Here is a 16418-nt window from a genome sequence, read left to right as displayed (position 1 = left end):
TCGTGGTGCCGTCGGGGTGGACCACTGCGGGTGCGGGGTGCCCGGCGCTGGCCAGGGCGCACCGGCCGGACACCGGGTCGTAGCGCGGGCCGCCCATCGGGTTTCGTGCTGCTCAGCCGATCCGGTCCAGGATCAGCGGGGTGCGGGTGTACTCGGTGCCCGCCGGGGAGACCGCGATGCCGCCCTCCAGGGCCGCCGTCGCGTACGCGAAGCGCTCAGGGGTGTCGGTGTGCAGGGTGAGCAGCGGCTGGCCGGCGGTGACGGTGTCGCCGGGCTTGGCGTGCATCTCGACGCCCGCGCCCGCCTGCACCGGGTCCTCCTTGCGGGCCCGGCCCGCACCCAGGCGCCAGGCGCAGACGCCGACGGCGTAGGCGTCCAGGGCGGTGAGCACGCCGGAGGCCGGGGCCGGGATCACGTGCTGCTCGCGGGCCACCGGGAGCGGGGCGTCCACGTCGCCGCCCTGGGCGGCGATCATCCGCCGCCAGTGGTCCATCGCCGAGCCGTCGCGCAGCGCGTCGGCGGGGTCCTTGCCGGTGACGCCGGCCGCCGCGAGCATCTCGCGGGCCAGCGCCACGGTCAGCTCGACCACGTCCGCCGGGCCACCGCCCGCCAGCACCTCGACCGACTCGCGGACCTCCAGCGCGTTGCCCGCGGTCAGACCGAGCGGGGTGGACATGTCGGTCAGCAGCGCCACCGTGTTCACCCCGGCGCCGCGGCCCAGGCCCACCATGGTGCGGGCCAGCTCCTGGGCGTCCGGCAGGTTCTTCATGAACGCGCCGGAGCCGACCTTGACGTCCAGCACCAGGGCGCCGGTGCCCTCGGCGATCTTCTTGGACATGATCGAGGAGGCGATCAGCGGGATCGCCTCCACCGTGCCGGTGACGTCGCGCAGCGCGTAGAGCTTCTTGTCGGCCGGCGCCAGCCCGTCGCCCGCCGCGCAGATCACCGCGCCGGTGGTGCGCAGCACGTCCATCATCTCGTCGTTGCTCAGCAGTGCCCGCCAGCCCGGGATGGACTCCAGCTTGTCCAGGGTGCCGCCGGTGTGGCCCAGGCCCCGGCCGGACAGCTGCGGCACGGCCGCGCCGCAGGCGGCCACCAGCGGGGCCAGCGGCAGGGTGATCTTGTCGCCCACGCCGCCGGTGGAGTGCTTGTCCGAGGTCGGCACGCCGAGCGCGGCGAAGTCCATCCGGACGCCCGAGCGGATCATCGCCTCGGTCCAGCGGCCGATCTCGCGCAGGTTCATCCCGTTCAGCAGGATCGCCATGGCCAGCGCGGACATCTGCTCGTCCGCCACCTCGCCGCGGGTGTAGGCGTCGATCACCCAGTCGATCTGATCATCGGTCAGCTCGCGGCGGTCACGCTTGGCGGTGATGACGGAGATGACGTCCATGGGGTTACTCCAACGGGCTCGGAAGCGACGCGAGGGGCGGCCACTGCTCGGCCGCCCCTCACCTCACTCTACGCGCGTCAACCCGCACGCCGCTACCCCGACTTGCCCGTTCCGGGAACCGGCCTACAACCGCTCCGGGCCGAACGCGTCCGGCAGCACCTCGGTCATCGGCCGGATCCCCGAGGGCAGCTCCACCAGCAGCTCCGGTCCGCCGTGCTCCCACAGCAGCTGCCGGCACCGCCCGCACGGCATCAGCGGCTGCCCGGCCCCGTCCACGCAGGTGAACGCGACCAGCCGGCCGCCACCGCCCGCGTGCAGCGCCGAGACCAGTCCGCACTCGGCGCACAGGGCCAGCCCGTACGAGGCGTTCTCCACGTTGCAGCCGGTCACCACGCGCCCGTCGTCCACCAGGGCGGCGGCGCCCACCGGGAACTTGCTGTACGGGGCGTAGGCCCGGGACATCGCGTCCCGGGCCGCCGCGCGCAGCGCCTCCCAGTCGGGGGCCTGCTGTCGGTCCGTCACTTGCCCTGGCCCTTGCGGTAGACCTGGCCGTCCGCCTTCGGCGGGCGCAGCCGCTGGGTGGCCAGCGCCAGCACCACCAGGGTGATGATGTACGGGGTCGCCTGGATGATCGGCACCTGCACGCTGTCGGTGGTGGCGAACCAGGCGGCCAGGCCGCCCGCCACCACCAGCGCGACCACGCCGGCGACCAGCTTGCGCCGGTAGAACTGCCACAGCGCGAACAGCGCCAGCGCGATCGCCACGATCAGCACCAGGTCGTGCACCGCCGCCTGGTCGCGCAGCTGCAGGCTGTCGGTGAAGCCGAACAGGCCGGCACCCATCGCCAGGCCGCCCGGCATCCAGTTGCCGAAGATCATCGCGGCCAGACCGATGAAGCCGCGGCCGCCGGTCTGCCCGTCCTTGTAGAAGTGCGCCAGCACGAGGGACAGGTAGGAGCCGGCCAGGCCCGCGAAGGCGCCCGAGGCGACCACCGCGTAGTACTTGTACTTGTAGACGTTGACGCCCAGCGACTCGGCCGCGGTCGGGTTCTCGCCGCAGGAGCGCAGCCGCAGGCCGAAGGTGGTGCGCCAGAGCACGAAGTAGCTGACCACCAGCAGCGCCGCCGCGAAGATCGTCACCACCGAGAGGTTGGTGATCAGACCCGCCAGGATGCCCGCGACGTCCGAGACCAGGAACCAGTGGTGGCTCTCCACGGTCTGCAGCCACGAGGACAGGCCGGGGACGGTGACCTGCGGCAGCGGATCGGCCGGCGGGGACTGGTTGGCGCCCGCGCCGAAGGCCACGTAGTCCTTGTAGTAGATCTTGTTGACGTAGGCGCAGATGCCGGGGATCAGGATGTTGATGCCCACGCCGGAGACGATGTGGTCGACCCCGAAGGTCACCGTGATGACCGCGTGCAGCAGGCCGCCGAGCGCGCCGCCCGCCATCCCGGCCAGCACGCCGACCCACGGGTTGACCAGGTAGCCGGCCCAGGCGCCGCAGAAGGTGCCGGCCACCATCATGCCTTCGAGGCCGATGTTGACCACGCCCGCGCGCTCGGACCACAGACCGCCGAGGCCGGCCATGCCGATCGGCACGGCGGCGCTGAGCGCGGCCTCCACCTGGCCGGAGGAGGTCAGGCCGTGGTTGCCGGTGACCGCGGCCACAGCCGAGAAGAGCACCAGGGCGCCGGCCAGCAGCAGCAGCATGACCGGCCAGGAGAGCTTGCCACGGCGCTTGCCGCTGCCGATGGGCTTGTTGAGGTTCGGGCTCAGCAGTCGCTTGCCGAACTCGGTGGTGAAGTTGCTGCTCACGCGGCGACCTCCTTCTTGGCGGCCGCGGCGGCCTGAGCGGCGAGCTGGGCGCCGACCTTCTGCTGCTGGCGCTTGAGGCCGTAGCGGCGCACCAGCTCGTAGGCGACGACCACGCAGATGACGATGGTGCCCTGCATGACGGCGACGATCTCCTGCGGGAAGTCGCCCTTCAGCGGCAGCTGCTGGCCGGTCACGTCGAGGAAGGACCAGAGCAGCGCCGCGAACGCGATCCCGATCGGGGTGTTGCGGCCCAGCAGCGCGATCGCGATGCCGGTGAAGCCCAGGCCCGGCTGGAAGTTCTGGCCGTAGTAGTGCGCGGACTGCAGCAGGTCGGGCATGCCGATCAGGCCGGCCAGCGCACCCGAGACCACCATGCTGGTGAGCACCATGCGCTTCACGTTGACGCCGCTGGCCTTGGCCGCCTCCTCGCTGCGGCCGGTGGCCCGCAGGTCGAAGCCGAACCGGGTGCGGTTCAGGGTGAGCTGGAAGGCCACCCCGATCAGCACGGCGATGATCACGAAGCCGTAGACCTGGCCGCCCTGCGTGTTGAAGAAGAAGAAGTTGCTCGACGGGGCCATCGGGTTGGTCTGGATGCTGTTCGAGGTGCTGCTCTTCTCCGGCGCGAAGACCCCGGGCACCAGCAGCAGCGCGATCACCGCACTGGCGATGTAGTTCAGCATGATCGTCGAGACGACCTCGCTGACCCCGCGCGCCGTCTTCAGCACACCGGCCACCGCCGCCCACAGGCCGCCGACCAGCATGGCGACGATCAGCAGCAGCGGGATCTCCAGGAAGGAGGGCAGGTCGACCTCGGCGCCGACGAAGGCGGCGAAGAGGGCGGCGAGCCGGTACTGGCCGTCGGCACCGATGTTGAACTGGTTCATCCGGAAGCCGAAGGCCACCGCGATACCGGCGATGAAGTAGGTGGTCGCCTTGTTGATGGTGAGCACCTGGGCGTCCGAGGCCGACCCGTACGTCCCCATGATGTTGAAGGCCTGGAACGGGTCGCGACCCGACACGGCGAGCAGGATCGAGCAGATCGCCAGGGAGATGACGACGGCCAGCACCGGCGCCGCCAGGCTCAGGGCCACCTTCTCCCAGTCGATCCGCTGCAGCCGGCCGCGCTTGGCCGGTTCGGTCGAAGTGGTCATGTCGGTCACTCCCCCGCCTGCGCCTCGTCGGCGGCGGCGTCAGCAGCGGTGTCGGCAGGTGCGTCTGATGGTGCGTCGGTGGCGGCGTCGGCGGTCTCGCCGCCCGGCGCGTCGCTCCGGCCGAGCTCCTCGGCGGCGATCACGGCCGCCTCGGCGAGCGCGGTCTCGTCGGACTCGATGTGCCCGGAGGCGGCACCGGTCATCGCGGTGCCCAGGTCCTCGGCGGTCACGGTGGCCGGGTCGGCCTCGGCGACCAGCCGGCCGCGGTAGATCACCCGGATGAAGTCGGACAGGCCGATCAGCTCGTCCAGGTCGGCCGAGATCAGCAGGACCGCCAGGCCGGCGCGCTGGGCGACCCGGATCTGCTCCCAGATCTGCGCCTGGGCGCCGACGTCCACGCCGCGGGTCGGGTGGGCGGCGATCAGCAGCTTCGGGTTGTGGCTCATCTCGCGGCCGACGATCAGCTTCTGCTGGTTGCCGCCGGAGAGCGAGGCCGCGGTGACCTCGATGCCGGGGGTGCGGACGTCGTACTCCTCGACGATCCGCAGGGTGTCCTTGCGGGCCGCGGCCGGGTCCAGCCGGAAGCCCTTGGAGTTGGGGTCCTCGGTGACGTGGCCCAGGATCCGGTTCTCCCAGAGCGGGGCCTCCAGCAGCAGGCCGTGCCGGTGCCGGTCCTCGGGGATGTAGCCGATGCCGGCCTCGCGGCGGGCCCGGGTGAGCGCACCGGTCAGGTCCTTGCCGTCCAGCGCCACGGTGCCGGCGGTCAGCGGCAGCATCCCCATGATCGCCTCGACCAGCTCGGCCTGGCCGTTGCCCTCGACACCGGCGATGCCCAGCACCTCGCCCTTGCGGATGGTGAGCGAGACGTCGTCCAGCACCACGCGCTCGATGCCCTCGGCGTCCGGCTTGGAGATCCGCAGGCCCTCGACCTTGAGCATCTCCTCGCTGGTCACGGTGGACTCGCGGGTCTCGGGCGAGGGCAGCTCGCTGCCGACCATCATCTCGGCCAGCTGGCGGGCCGTCACCTGCTGCGGGTCGGCGTCGCCGACCGTGGTGCCGCGGCGGATCACCGAGATCGCGTCGGCCACCGAGAGCACCTCGTGCAGCTTGTGCGAGATGAAGATGACGGTGACGCCCTCGGCCTTGAGCTCGCGCAGGTTGTCGAAGAGCGCGTCGACCTCCTGCGGCACCAGCACCGCGGTGGGCTCGTCCAGGATCAGGATCCGGGCGCCGCGGTACAGCACCTTGAGGATCTCCACGCGCTGCCGCTCGGCCACGCCGAGGTCCTCGACCAGCGCGTCCGGGCGCACCTGGAGGCCGTACTGCTCGGAGATCTCCATGATCTTGGCCCGGGCCCTGCCGCCGATCCCGTACAGCTTCTCGCCGCCCAGGACCACGTTCTCCAGCACCGTGAGGTTGTCCGCCAGCATGAAGTGCTGGTGCACCATGCCGATGCCGCGGGCGATCGCGTCGCCGGGGCTGGTGAACTCCGCCTGCTCCCCGTTGATGGCGATGGTGCCCTCGTCGGGGCGCTGCATGCCGTAGAGGATCTTCATCAGGGTGGACTTGCCGGCGCCGTTCTCACCCATCAGGGCGTGCACGGTGCCGCGTCGCACGGTGAGGTTGATGTCGTGGTTGGCGACCACGCCGGGGAAGCGCTTGGTGATGCCGCGCAGCTCGACGGCCGCGGTCGCCGTCCCCGCGCCGGGGTTGCCTCCCTTGCTCGGGGAGGGGGTGGAAGCGGTGATGGCGATCTCCTGATGGTCGGCAGGCGCTTCGTTGCGCTGGGGGGAGGGCCGGGTGTCACGGGGGCCGGTCACAGCCCCGGGGAACGGGAGAGGCCCGGCGGAGTGCGCTCGCGCGCGACCCACCGGGCCCCTCCCCTGAAACGCTGGTACTGCTGGTGACGTGCTGAAGAGCCGAGGATCAGCCGGCCGGCGGCGCGGTCGGGACCGTGGTGGCACCCTGGGTGATCTTCGCAGTGGCGTCGTCCAGCTGCTTCTTGATGTCGTCGATGTGACCACCGGTGGTGGCCAGCGAGACACCGCCCTGCTTCAGGTCGAAGTTCTTCACGCCGGTCAGCGGGCTGCCGGTCTTGACGCTGTTGATGTACGTGTAGACCGCGGTGTCCACGTTCTTCACCATCGAGGTGAGGATGCGGTCCTTGTACTTGGCCAGCGCCGGCTGGTTCGCCTGGTCGGAGTCGACACCGATGGCCCAGACGTCCTTGTGGTTGGTGCTCCACTCGGTGTAGACGGCCTCGATCGCGCCGGAGCCGGAGGAGCCGGCCGCCGAGTAGATCACGTCGTCGCCGTTGTCCAGCATGCCCTGCGCGGCCGACTTGCCCTTGGCGGGGTCGGCGAAGCCGGTGAAGTCCGGCGGCGTGGTCAGGTACTTGACGTCGACCTTGATGTTCTGGTCGACCGAGGCGACACCGGCGCGGTAGCCGGCCTCGAACTTCTTGATCAGCTCGGTCTGCACACCGCCGATGAAGCCGACGTGCTTGGTCTTGCTCTTCAGGGCGGCGGCCACGCCGGCCAGGTACGAGCCCTCCTGCTCCGAGAAGGTCAGCGAGGTCACGTTGGACGGCTGGGTGTCGGAGGAGGAGTCGATGATCGCGAACTTGACGTTCGGGTTGGCCTTGGCGACCTTCTCGACCGCGGGCTGGTAGACGAAGCCGACCGCGATGACCGGGTTGAAGCCGGCGGTCACCAGGCTGTTGAGGCGGGCCTCCTTGTCGGCGTCCGACTCGCCCTGCTTGGCCTCGGCCTCGTTGACCGTGACGCCGAGCTGGGCCTTGGCCTTGTCCAGACCACGGGCGGCCGAGTCGTTGAACGACTGGTCACCACGGCCACCGATGTCGTAGGCCATACCGACCTTGAGGCCGGAGCCGGAGGCGCCCGCCGAGGCGGTGGAGTTGTCGGTGCTCTTTGCGCCGCAAGCGGCGAGCGAGGCGATGCCCAGGGAGCCCGAGAGCACCACCGCGGCGAGCTTTACTGAACGGCGCAAGGGAGTATCTCCTTCTTACACACCCGTATGGCGTGGTCTGGCGCCACCGTAACGCGCGTAGAACACGGTTTTATTACGGGGTGCCGAGCCATTCGGGTTGTTATCAAACCGTGGCACAGGGGACACGTCGGACGTCAGTGACGCCCGACGAGCACCCTCGAGTGTCCCACGGCAGCGCCGTTACGGACGTGCATGCTCCAGTGCCAGTGATGTGAAGAGCTCCACGCCGATCCCGATCGCCCGCTCGTCGACGTCGAACCGGCCCTGGTGCAGGTCACGGACGGCGGTCTCGTCCGGCGCCCGCACGCCGAGCCGGGCCAGCGCCCCCGGTGCGTGCTCCAAGTACCAGGAGAAGTCCTCGCCGCCCAGGGACTGCTCCGTCTCCTCCACGACTACGTCACCTTCCACACCGAACTGTCGCGTCATCGCGGTGTCCAGCTGGCTGATCGAGACCGCCTCGTTCACCACCGGCGGGACGCCCCGCTTGTAGTCCAGGCTCCACTTGGCCCGGTGGATTTCGGCCATCTTGCTGACCAGCTCGTGCATCACGTCCGGCGCCTCGCGCCAGCCGTCCAGCTCCAGGCAGCGCACCGTGCCCTCCAGCTCGGCGTGCTGCGGGATCACGTTGGGCGCCGAGCCGGCCGCGATCCGGCCCCAGACCAGGCTGACCCCCCAGCGCGGGTCCATCCGGCGGGCCAGCGCGCCGGGCAGCTCGGCGGCCAGCCGGCCGATCGCGGTGACCAGGTCGGTGGTCAGGTGCGGGCGGGCGGTGTGGCCGCCGGGGCCGTCCAGGCTGAGCACCAGGGCGTCGCAGGCCGAGGTGATCGCCCCGGTGCGCAGGCCGATCCGACCCACCGTCACCTTCGGGTCGCAGTGCACCGCGAAGATCCGGCCGACCCCCTCCATCCCACCGGCCGCGATCACGTCCAGCGCGCCGCCGGGCATGACCTCCTCGGCGGGCTGGAAGACGAGGCGCACCGGCTGGGTCAGCCGGCCCTCGCGCAGCGCCTCGGCCAGCAGCAGCGCGGTGCCGAGCACCACCGTGGTGTGCACGTCGTGGCCGCAGGCGTGGGCCTGGCCGGGGACGGTGGAACGGTACGGCGCCTCGGTCTTCGCGTCCGCGATGGGCAGCGCGTCGATGTCCGCCCGGAAGGCGAGCAGCGGGGTGCCGGCGGGGGTCCCCGCGGGCACCAGGTCGACCAGCAGGCCGGTGCCGCCCGGCAGCACCCGGGGGCTCAGCCCGGCCGCGGCGAGCCGCTCCTTGATCTTGGCGGTGGTGCGGAACTCCTGGCGGCCGAGCTCCGGGTGGCGGTGCAGGTCGCGACGGAACGCGACCAGCTCGGCCTGCACCGCGCGCACCCGCGAACGCAGCGTCAACGTCCCCGGCTCGACCGGATGGTGACTGATCATCGCCTTCCCCTTCGGTGCTCCCGAGGTGACCGGTGCGGACGCGGGGGCCAGTGGTGCGGCCTGGGCGGCCGGCTGAGGTCGGTTCACCCCAACAAGGGTATGGGGGCGGCCTGTGTTTGGCCTGACTTCGGCCAAATCACTCCCCGAATTGGCGCATACGCGGCCCGCGGGTGGGTATGACACGTGGTTTTGTCCGCCTTCCCCGGGTGGGCTGCGCGCAGGGCGATGACCCTGTGCAACGACCGGCGGCGGTCGGGGTAACGAGCCGACATCCCCCGCCCGACCAGCGGTTGTCCCCCGCACCACCACCGGGTGGCGGGAGCGTGTCAAGATCCGGACGGCTAGGTCATGCGCAGGCAAAAAAATCAGACGAACTCTTGAGCTTCGACCGTCCGAGCGAATAAACAACGTCCGCACAGTCAAAACTCGCGCACCCGCGCGACCCTCCGTCAGGAGCCGGTCGAACGGGGCGATCCGTCCTGCCCGCGTCCGGACCGCGCCCACGAAGCGCGACCGTGGCGCACCACATGAGAGTGGGGAACCCACGTGCCCGCAGCCAAGCGCAGCCGGCTCTCCCGGATAGCAGTGGCGGCTCCGGCCGCCGCCCTGGTCCTGGGAACGCTCGCGGTCGCCAACCCGGCCTTCGCCGACACCTCGGCCGGTGTGAAGGACCTCCAGGGAACCCATCCCGCTTGGGCCACGGCCCAGGCCGACAACGGCGCGGTGCCGGCCGGCACCGCGACCGCCGCCCGCATCTACCTCGCCGGCAAGGACCCGCAGTCGCTGGCCGCCTACGCGCAGGCCGTCTCCTCGCCGAACTCGCCGTTCTACGGCAAGTACCTGTCGGCCGCCGACGCCAAGGCCCGCTTCGGTGCCACCCCCGCGCAGGTCAAGGCCGTGACCGAGTGGGTCCAGGGCGCCGGCCTCACCGTGGACGCGGTGACCGAGCACTACGTGCAGGTCTCCGGCACCACCGGTGCGCTGGCCAAGGCCTTCGGCACCGAGTTCCACAACTACCGCACCGCGACCGGCGTCCGCTCGGCCCCGGTCACCGACGTGCAGCTGCCCGCCTCGGTCTCCGACGCGGTGCTGAACATCGCCGGCCTGACCAGCGCGGCCGGCAAGTCCTCCTCGCAGGCCGTCTCGCAGGCCACCGCCGAGGCCAAGGCCCAGGCCGCCCAGCAGGCCGCCCGCGCGGCCGCCCCGGGCGTCATCGCCGCCGCCGACACCCTGCCGACCGTGCCGACCTGCTCCGCGGACGGCTACGACTCGCTGGTCGCCAAGGGCGCGCCGGCCGGCTACGAGAAGAACGAGCCCTTCGCTCCCTGCTCGTACACCACCTCGCAGCTGCGCCAGGCCTACGGCGTCACCAAGTCCGGCCTGACCGGCAAGGGCGCGACCGTCGCGGTCGTCGACGCCTACGGCCTGGGCACCATGGAGGCCGACGCCAACCACTTCTCCACCGCGCACGGCGACAAGCCGTTCGCCCCGGGGCAGTACAAGGAGGTCGTCAACCCGGCCCAGTTCCAGCACCAGGCCGACTGCGGCGACTGGTCGGGCGAGGAGGCCCTGGACGTCGAGATGGTGCACGGCCTCGCGCCGGACGCCAACGTCGTCTACGTCGGCGCCAACTCCTGCTACGACCAGGACCTGAGCGACGCGCTGGCCAACATCGTGGACAACCACCTGGCCGACGTGGTCTCCAACTCCTGGGGCGAGATCATGCACGGCAAGAGCGGCGACCTGGACCCGGCCGTGATCGCCCAGGACAACCAGCTCTTCATGCTGGGCGCGGTCGAGGGCATCGGCTTCACCGTCTCCGCCGGCGACTGCGGCGACAACTCGCCGGCCGCCGCGGCCACCGGCGTGAACTGCCAGGCCGACACCAACCAGGCCCAGACCCAGTGGCCGTCCTCCTCGCCGTGGGTCACCGCGGTCGGCGGCACCGCGCTGGAGCTGTGGAACAAGAAGGGCGACTACGCCGACGAGGTCTCCATGGGTGACCAGCGCTCGGTGCTGTCGGCCGACCAGAAGTCGTGGAGCCCGATGCCGGGCTTCTTCTACTTCGGTGGTGGCGGCGGCGTCGCCAAGGACATCGCCCAGCCGTGGTACCAGAAGGACGTCGTGCCGAGCTCGGTCTCGCACACCGCCGCGGACGGCACCAAGTCGGCCACCCCGCTGCGCGCCACCCCGGACATCGCGATGAGCGGTGACCTGGTGGCGGCCACCCTGGTCGGCTACACCCCGGCCGGCGGCGCCTACAGCGAGGGCGGCTACGGCGGCACCTCGGTCTCCTCCCCGGAGCTGGCCGGCATGCTGGCCGACGCCATCCAGGCCCGTGGCGGCAAGTCGCTCGGCTTCGCCAACCCGGCGCTGTACGCCCGTGGCGACAACGACCGCATCTACAACGACGTGGACGACACCGAGAACCACGGCAAGCTGGGCAACGTGGTCGACCTCGGCGTGGTCAACGGCGCGCTCAAGGTCCGCCTGTACAAGATCGGCTCGGACTTCGGCCTCAAGGCCACCCCGGGCTACGACACCGCGACCGGCCTCGGCACCCCGGGCAAGGGCTTCCTGAAGTCCTTCCTGAGCGGCGACGACGACGCGCAGGGCAACGAGGGCTGATCCTCGTAGCCGGTACACGAGCGGGGCCCCGGAGTGCGACTCCGGGGCCCCGTTCGTTCCCGGTCCGCGGCGCGGCTCAGAACCGGTCGACCGGGGTGTAGGTGCCCCAGACCTCGCGCAGCGCGTCGCTGACCTCGCCGACGGTGGCCCGGGCGGCCAGCGCCTCCTTCATCGGGTACAGCACGTTGTCGTGGCCCTCGGCCGCCTTGCGCAGCGCGGTCAGGGTGCGCCGCACCGCCGCCGAGTCGCGCCCGGCGCGCAGCCGGGCCAGCCGCTCGGCCTGCTGGGCCTCGATCGCCGGGTCCACCCGCAGCGGCTCGTAGGGCTCCTCGGCGTCCAGCTGGAACCGGTTGACGCCGACCACGGTGCGCTCGCCGCTGTCCGTCTCCTGCTGGATCCGGTAGGCGGTGCGCTCGATCTCGGACTTCTGGTAGCCGTTCTCGATCGCGGCCACCGCGCCGCCCATCTCCTCGATCCTGCCGATCAGCTCGACCGCGGCGGCCTCGACCTCGTCGGTCATCGCCTCGACCACGTAGGAGCCGGCGAACGGGTCGACGGTGGCGGTCACGTCGGTCTCGTAGGCCAGCACCTGCTGGGTGCGCAGCGCCAGCCGGGCCGACTTCTCGGTGGGCAGCGCGATGGCCTCGTCGAAGCTGTTGGTGTGCAGCGACTGGGTGCCGCCGAGCACCGCGGCCAGCGCCTGGACCGAGACCCGGACCAGGTTGACCTCGGGCTGCTGGGCGGTCAGCTGCACCCCCGCCGTCTGGGTGTGGAAGCGCAGCATCTGCGACTTGGGGTTCCTGGCGCCGAAGGTGTCGCGCATGACCCGGGCCCAGATCCGGCGGGCGGCCCGGAACTTGGCCACCTCCTCCAGCAGCGTGGTGCGGGAGACGAAGAAGAACGACAGCCGCGGCGCGAAGTCGTCCACGTCCATCCCGGCGGCGACCGCGGTGCGCACGTACTCGATGCCGTTGGCCAGCGTGAACGCGATCTCCTGCGCGGGGTTCGCGCCGGCCTCGGCCATGTGGTAGCCGGAGATCGAGATGGTGTTCCACCTGGGGATCTCGGCCCGGCAGTACTGGAACACGTCCGCGATCAGCCGCAGGCTCGGCTTGGGCGGGAAGATGTAGGTGCCGCGGGCGATGTACTCCTTGAGCACGTCGTTCTGGATGGTGCCGGTCAGCCTCCCGGACGGCACCCCCTGCGACTCGCCGACCAGCTGGTAGAGCAGCAGCAACAGCGATCCGGGCGCGTTGATGGTCATCGAGGTGGAGACCTCGCCCAGCGGGATCCCGCCGAACAGCACGCTCATGTCCTCGACGCTGTCGATCGCCACGCCGACCTTGCCGACCTCGCCGGCCGACACCGGCGCGTCCGAGTCGTAGCCCATCTGGGTGGGCAGGTCGAAGGCGACCGAGAGGCCCGTGGTGCCGTTGGCGATCAGTTGCTTGTAGCGCGCGTTGGACTCGGCGGCGGTGCCGAAACCGGCGTACTGGCGCATCGTCCAGGGCCGTCCGGTGTACATCGACGGGTAGACCCCGCGGGTGAACGGGTACTCGCCCGGTGCGCCGAGCCGCTCGATCGGCTCCTGCGGGCCGTAGAGCGGGGCGACGGGGAAACCCGATTCGGAGTGCCGGGCGGATTCGGTGCGGCGGGGCTCGGGCGCCATGGGGGGAACCTCCGGAGAAAGCTGACTACCGTTCAGCTGGCGTCACGCACTGTAGGCGCGCGTACTCCAGGAACGACAGATTCCACCCTTGGGACCTTGCTCACAAGCTCCTGCGATGATGGGCCGTACACGGGTACGAGGAGAGGACGGGTCATGGGTACCGGTCGACAGTCAGTCGCGGTGGTCACCGGAGCGAGCAGCGGGATCGGTGCGGCCACCGCCCGCCGGCTGGCCGCCGAGGGCTTCGCGGTGGTGCTGACCGCGCGGCGCACCGAGCGGATCGAGGAGCTCGCCAAGGAGCTCGAGGCGGCCGGGCACACCGCGACGGCGGTCACCCTGGACGTCACCGACCGTGCCGCGGTCGACGCCTTCGCCCGCGACCTGGGGCCGGTGGACGTGCTGGTCAACAACGCCGGCGGGGCGTTCGGCGCCGAGTCGGTGGAGCAGGGCGACCCGGCCGACTGGCTGGCGATGTACCAGGTGAACGTGCTGGGCGTGCTGCACATGACCCAGGCCCTTCTGCCCGCGCTGCGGGCCAGTGGCGACGGCACCGTGCTGATCCTCTCCTCCACCGCCGCGCTGGCCGCCTACGAGGGCGGCGGCGGCTACGTCGCGGCCAAGCACGCGGCCCACACCATCGCCGCCACGCTGCGGCTGGAGCTGGTCGGCGAGCCGATCCGGGTGATCGAGATCGCCCCGGGCATGGTCAAGTCGGAGGGCTTCGCGGTCACCCGGTTCCGCGGCGACGAGGCCAAGGCCGCCGCCGTCTACCAGGGCGTCTCGCACCCGCTCACCTCCGAGGACATCGCCGACACGGTGGCCTGGGCGGTCACCCGCCCGTCGCACGTCAACATCGACCTGCTGGTGGTGCGCCCGCGCGCCCAGGCGTCCAACTACAAGGTGCACCGGGACTGACCGCCTTGACCCTCCGCCGCCTGCTGGTCCCCGCGGTGCTCGGCGCGCTGCTGCTGACCGGGTGCACCTCGGCCGCCCGCCCGGCCCCCGCCGCCTACGACCGGATCCACTGGACCTCCTGCGGATCCGGTCTGCAGTGCGGGCGGCTGAAGGTCCCGCTGGACTACGCGGCGCCGGACGGCCAGGCGCTGGAGCTGGCCGTGGTCCGCGAGCCGGCCCGGGACCAGCAGCACCGGATCGGCTCGCTGGTGGTCAACCCGGGCGGCCCGGGCGAGTCCGGGGTGGCCATGGTCAAGGACGGCACCGACCAGTTCGACGGGCCGCTGCACGACCGCTACGACATCGTCGGCTTCGACCCGCGCGGCACCGGGGACTCCTCGCCGATCCGCTGCCTGACGGACAAGCAGCGCGACGCCCTGGACCAGCAGGACGACCCGGCCGACCCGCAGGCCCGCAAGGCGAGCCGGGAGCAGCAGGCCGCGCAGTACGCCCAGGCCTGCCGGAGCCGGGCCGGCGCGCTGCTGCCCTTCGTCGGCACCCGCAACACCGCGCGGGACATGGACCGGCTGCGCCAGGCACTGGGCGAGGCCAAGCTCGACTACCTCGGCATCTCCTACGGCACCTACCTGGGTGCGCTGTACGCCGAGGAGTTCCCGCAGAACACCGGGCGCCTGGTGCTGGACGGCGCGGTGGACCCGGCCGAGGACAAGCTGGACGCGAGCGTGCAGCAGCAGATCGGCTTCGAGAAGTCGCTGGAGCGCTTCGCCGCCGACTGCGCCACCGCCCACCCGCAGGAGTGCCCGCTCGGCCAGGACCCGGCGCAGGCCGGCGAGCGGGCCGCCGCCTTCCTGGACGGCCTGCACGACGCCCCGCTGCCCACCCAGGACAAGGACGGCCGCAAGCTCACCTCCACGCTGGGCTGGACCGGCGCCCTGATGTTCCTCTACGGCGACCAGGACACCGCCTGGGGCGAGCTGCGCGCGGCGCTGTCCGCCGCGATGGACCAGCACGACGGCGCGCCGCTGCTGGCCGCCGCGGACGCCTACAACGGCCGCGACGGCAGCGGCCACTACACCGCCTCCGACGACGCGCACTTCGCGATCGGCTGCGCCGACGCGCCGACCCCGGCGCCCTCGCCGCAGCGGGTGCAGCAGGTGCTCGGCGAGCTGAAGCAGCAGGCCCCGCTGCTCAACCGGACCACCACCGCCGAGGACGTCGAGGACCCGGGCTGCGCCGACTGGCCGTACCGGACCACCGAGCAGCCGCACACCGTCCGCGCCGAGGGCAGCGCCCCGATCCTGGTGATCGGCACCACCGGGGACCCGGCCACGCCCTACCAGTCGGCGGTCAATCTGGCCCACGGGCTGGCCGACGCCACCCTGCTGACCCGGCAGGGCGAGGGCCACGCGGCCTTCGGCAGCGGCAACGCCTGCGTCACGGACGCGCTCGACGCCTACCTGGTCAGCGGCACCATGCCTCCCGCGGGGACCAGCTGCACCGGCTGATCCGGAGTAGTCCTGACCGGTACCGGCCATGACCCGTTAGCTCGGTGGTCACAACTTGATAGCTCGTCGGAGTGAATTGCGCGAGCACCCTCCCCAACTGATGAGCGCTCAACTACCGTGGAGCCGCTGCCCGGGAGCACCACGGACCCGCGTGGGCGAGCGACCCGTCGCCCTGGCGTGATCCATGCTGGTTGTGTCCGACCCATGAGCCCACCCATCACGGCGCCTCGTCCGCGTCATCTTCCGCCTCCCGAGGAGGACCCGCTGGCCAGCGATCATCCGACCGACAGCGCAGCTGATCAGGTCGGTATCCCCGCACCCCGGCCGATCGGACCGGCCACCTCCTCCGACAGCGGCCCCGCGGCCGGCCTGCACCGGTTCAACGAGGCCGATCCCGGCGCCGCCGAGGAGGCACTGCTCGCCTGCTGCGGCAGCCACCGCTGGGCCCTGCGGCTGACCGCCCACCGCCCCTACCCCGATCTGGCCTCCCTGCTGGCCGCCGCCAGCGAGGCCTCCTACGACCTGCGGCCCACCGACCTGGCCGAGGCACTGGCCGACGAGAGCTGGATGCCGCAGCCGCTGCTCGGCATGCGGGCCCCGGGCAGCCAGGCCGCGCACACGGCGCTGCGCGCGGCGCACGCCGCCTACGAGTCCCGGTACGGCCACGTCTTCGTGGTCTGCCTGGACGGGGTCGAGCCGGAGGAGATGCTGGACACCGTGCTCAGCTCGATCCGCACCCGGCTGGCCAACGAGCCGGACGAGGAGCGCCTGGTCGCCGCCGAGGAGCTGCGCCGGATCGCGCTGCACCGACTGGAGCACCTGGTGGCCTCGTCCAGCAGCAGCTGACCGTCCGACCGATCGACGGCGCGCCGCCCGCTCAGCACGCGGGCGGCGCGCACCGGTGCGTGCCGGGTCGGCGCCACCGCC

The 16418-nt window shown here is 71.7% G+C and carries 13 protein-coding genes; 4 read left to right on the top strand and 9 right to left on the bottom strand.

The annotated features are described in order from the left end of the window. The 8 genes from ACFW1A_RS26530 to ACFW1A_RS26495 form a co-directional block, all read right to left on the bottom strand. Nucleotides 1-97: SpoIIE family protein phosphatase (locus ACFW1A_RS26530; protein ID WP_380412697.1), on the bottom strand; the 97-nt coding region annotated here is incomplete at its 3' end. A 15-nt stretch (nucleotides 98-112) separates the two neighbouring features. Then, nucleotides 113-1390, bottom strand: a complete 1278-nt coding sequence (locus tag ACFW1A_RS26525; protein ID WP_380412689.1) for a thymidine phosphorylase — start codon at nucleotides 1388-1390, stop codon at nucleotides 113-115. A gap of 123 nt (nucleotides 1391-1513) precedes the next feature. Next, complete coding sequence (locus ACFW1A_RS26520; RefSeq protein WP_380412687.1) at nucleotides 1514-1912, bottom strand: cytidine deaminase; 399 nt, start codon at nucleotides 1910-1912, stop codon at nucleotides 1514-1516. Further along, nucleotides 1909-3168, bottom strand: a complete 1260-nt coding sequence (locus ACFW1A_RS26515) for an ABC transporter permease (RefSeq protein WP_380412695.1) — start codon at nucleotides 3166-3168, stop codon at nucleotides 1909-1911. The genes ACFW1A_RS26520 and ACFW1A_RS26515 overlap by 4 nt, the downstream gene beginning before the upstream one ends. 32 nt (nucleotides 3169-3200) lie before the next feature. Then, nucleotides 3201-4355, bottom strand: coding sequence for an ABC transporter permease (locus tag ACFW1A_RS26510; RefSeq protein ID WP_380412685.1), 1155 nt, complete (start codon nucleotides 4353-4355; stop codon nucleotides 3201-3203). Between the two features lie 5 nt (nucleotides 4356-4360). Then, nucleotides 4361-5944, bottom strand: coding sequence for an ABC transporter ATP-binding protein (locus tag ACFW1A_RS26505; protein WP_380412693.1), 1584 nt, complete (start codon nucleotides 5942-5944; stop codon nucleotides 4361-4363). Nucleotides 5945-6281: 337 nt separating this feature from the next. Next, entirely contained in the window at nucleotides 6282-7364 is a 1083-nt protein-coding gene (locus tag ACFW1A_RS26500; RefSeq protein WP_380412683.1) for a BMP family protein, read from the bottom strand. Nucleotides 7365-7544: 180 nt separating this feature from the next. Next, complete coding sequence (locus ACFW1A_RS26495) at nucleotides 7545-8774, bottom strand: amidohydrolase (RefSeq protein ID WP_380412691.1); 1230 nt, start codon at nucleotides 8772-8774, stop codon at nucleotides 7545-7547. A gap of 546 nt (nucleotides 8775-9320) precedes the next feature. Here ACFW1A_RS26495 and ACFW1A_RS26490 point away from each other — a divergent pair. Continuing rightward, nucleotides 9321-11402: a protease pro-enzyme activation domain-containing protein gene (locus tag ACFW1A_RS26490; RefSeq protein WP_380412681.1), complete on the top strand. Its 2082-nt coding sequence runs from the start codon at nucleotides 9321-9323 to the stop codon at nucleotides 11400-11402. A 76-nt stretch (nucleotides 11403-11478) separates the two neighbouring features. On the opposite strand, the gene ACFW1A_RS26485 is transcribed toward ACFW1A_RS26490, so the two are convergent. Beyond that, nucleotides 11479-13071 carry a methylmalonyl-CoA mutase gene (locus ACFW1A_RS26485; RefSeq protein WP_380412679.1) on the bottom strand — a complete coding sequence of 531 codons (1593 nt, stop codon included), beginning with the start codon at nucleotides 13069-13071 and terminating at the stop codon, nucleotides 11479-11481. Between the two features lie 153 nt (nucleotides 13072-13224). Here ACFW1A_RS26485 and ACFW1A_RS26480 point away from each other — a divergent pair, with 153 nt between their 5' ends. The 3 genes from ACFW1A_RS26480 (at nucleotide 13225) to ACFW1A_RS26470 (ending at nucleotide 16337) form a co-directional block, all read left to right on the top strand. Next, the gene (locus ACFW1A_RS26480) at nucleotides 13225-13986 is read left to right on the top strand and encodes an SDR family NAD(P)-dependent oxidoreductase (protein WP_380412677.1); all 762 of its coding nucleotides are present in this window, start codon (nucleotides 13225-13227) and stop codon (nucleotides 13984-13986) included. A 5-nt stretch (nucleotides 13987-13991) separates the two neighbouring features. Next, nucleotides 13992-15491, top strand: coding sequence for an alpha/beta hydrolase (locus tag ACFW1A_RS26475; RefSeq protein WP_380412676.1), 1500 nt, complete (start codon nucleotides 13992-13994; stop codon nucleotides 15489-15491). A 204-nt stretch (nucleotides 15492-15695) separates the two neighbouring features. Next, complete coding sequence (locus tag ACFW1A_RS26470) at nucleotides 15696-16337, top strand: 2-oxo-4-hydroxy-4-carboxy-5-ureidoimidazoline decarboxylase (protein ID WP_380412674.1); 642 nt, start codon at nucleotides 15696-15698, stop codon at nucleotides 16335-16337. The last annotated feature ends 81 nt before the right edge of the window (nucleotides 16338-16418 follow it).

This window comes from Kitasatospora sp. NPDC058965 (assembly GCF_042741245.1).
In the GTDB taxonomy this organism is placed as follows: Bacteria; Actinomycetota; Actinomycetes; order Streptomycetales; family Streptomycetaceae; genus Kitasatospora.
The sequence above is the reverse complement of the archived record's forward strand: the minus strand, read 5'-3'. Positions and strand labels throughout refer to the sequence as shown.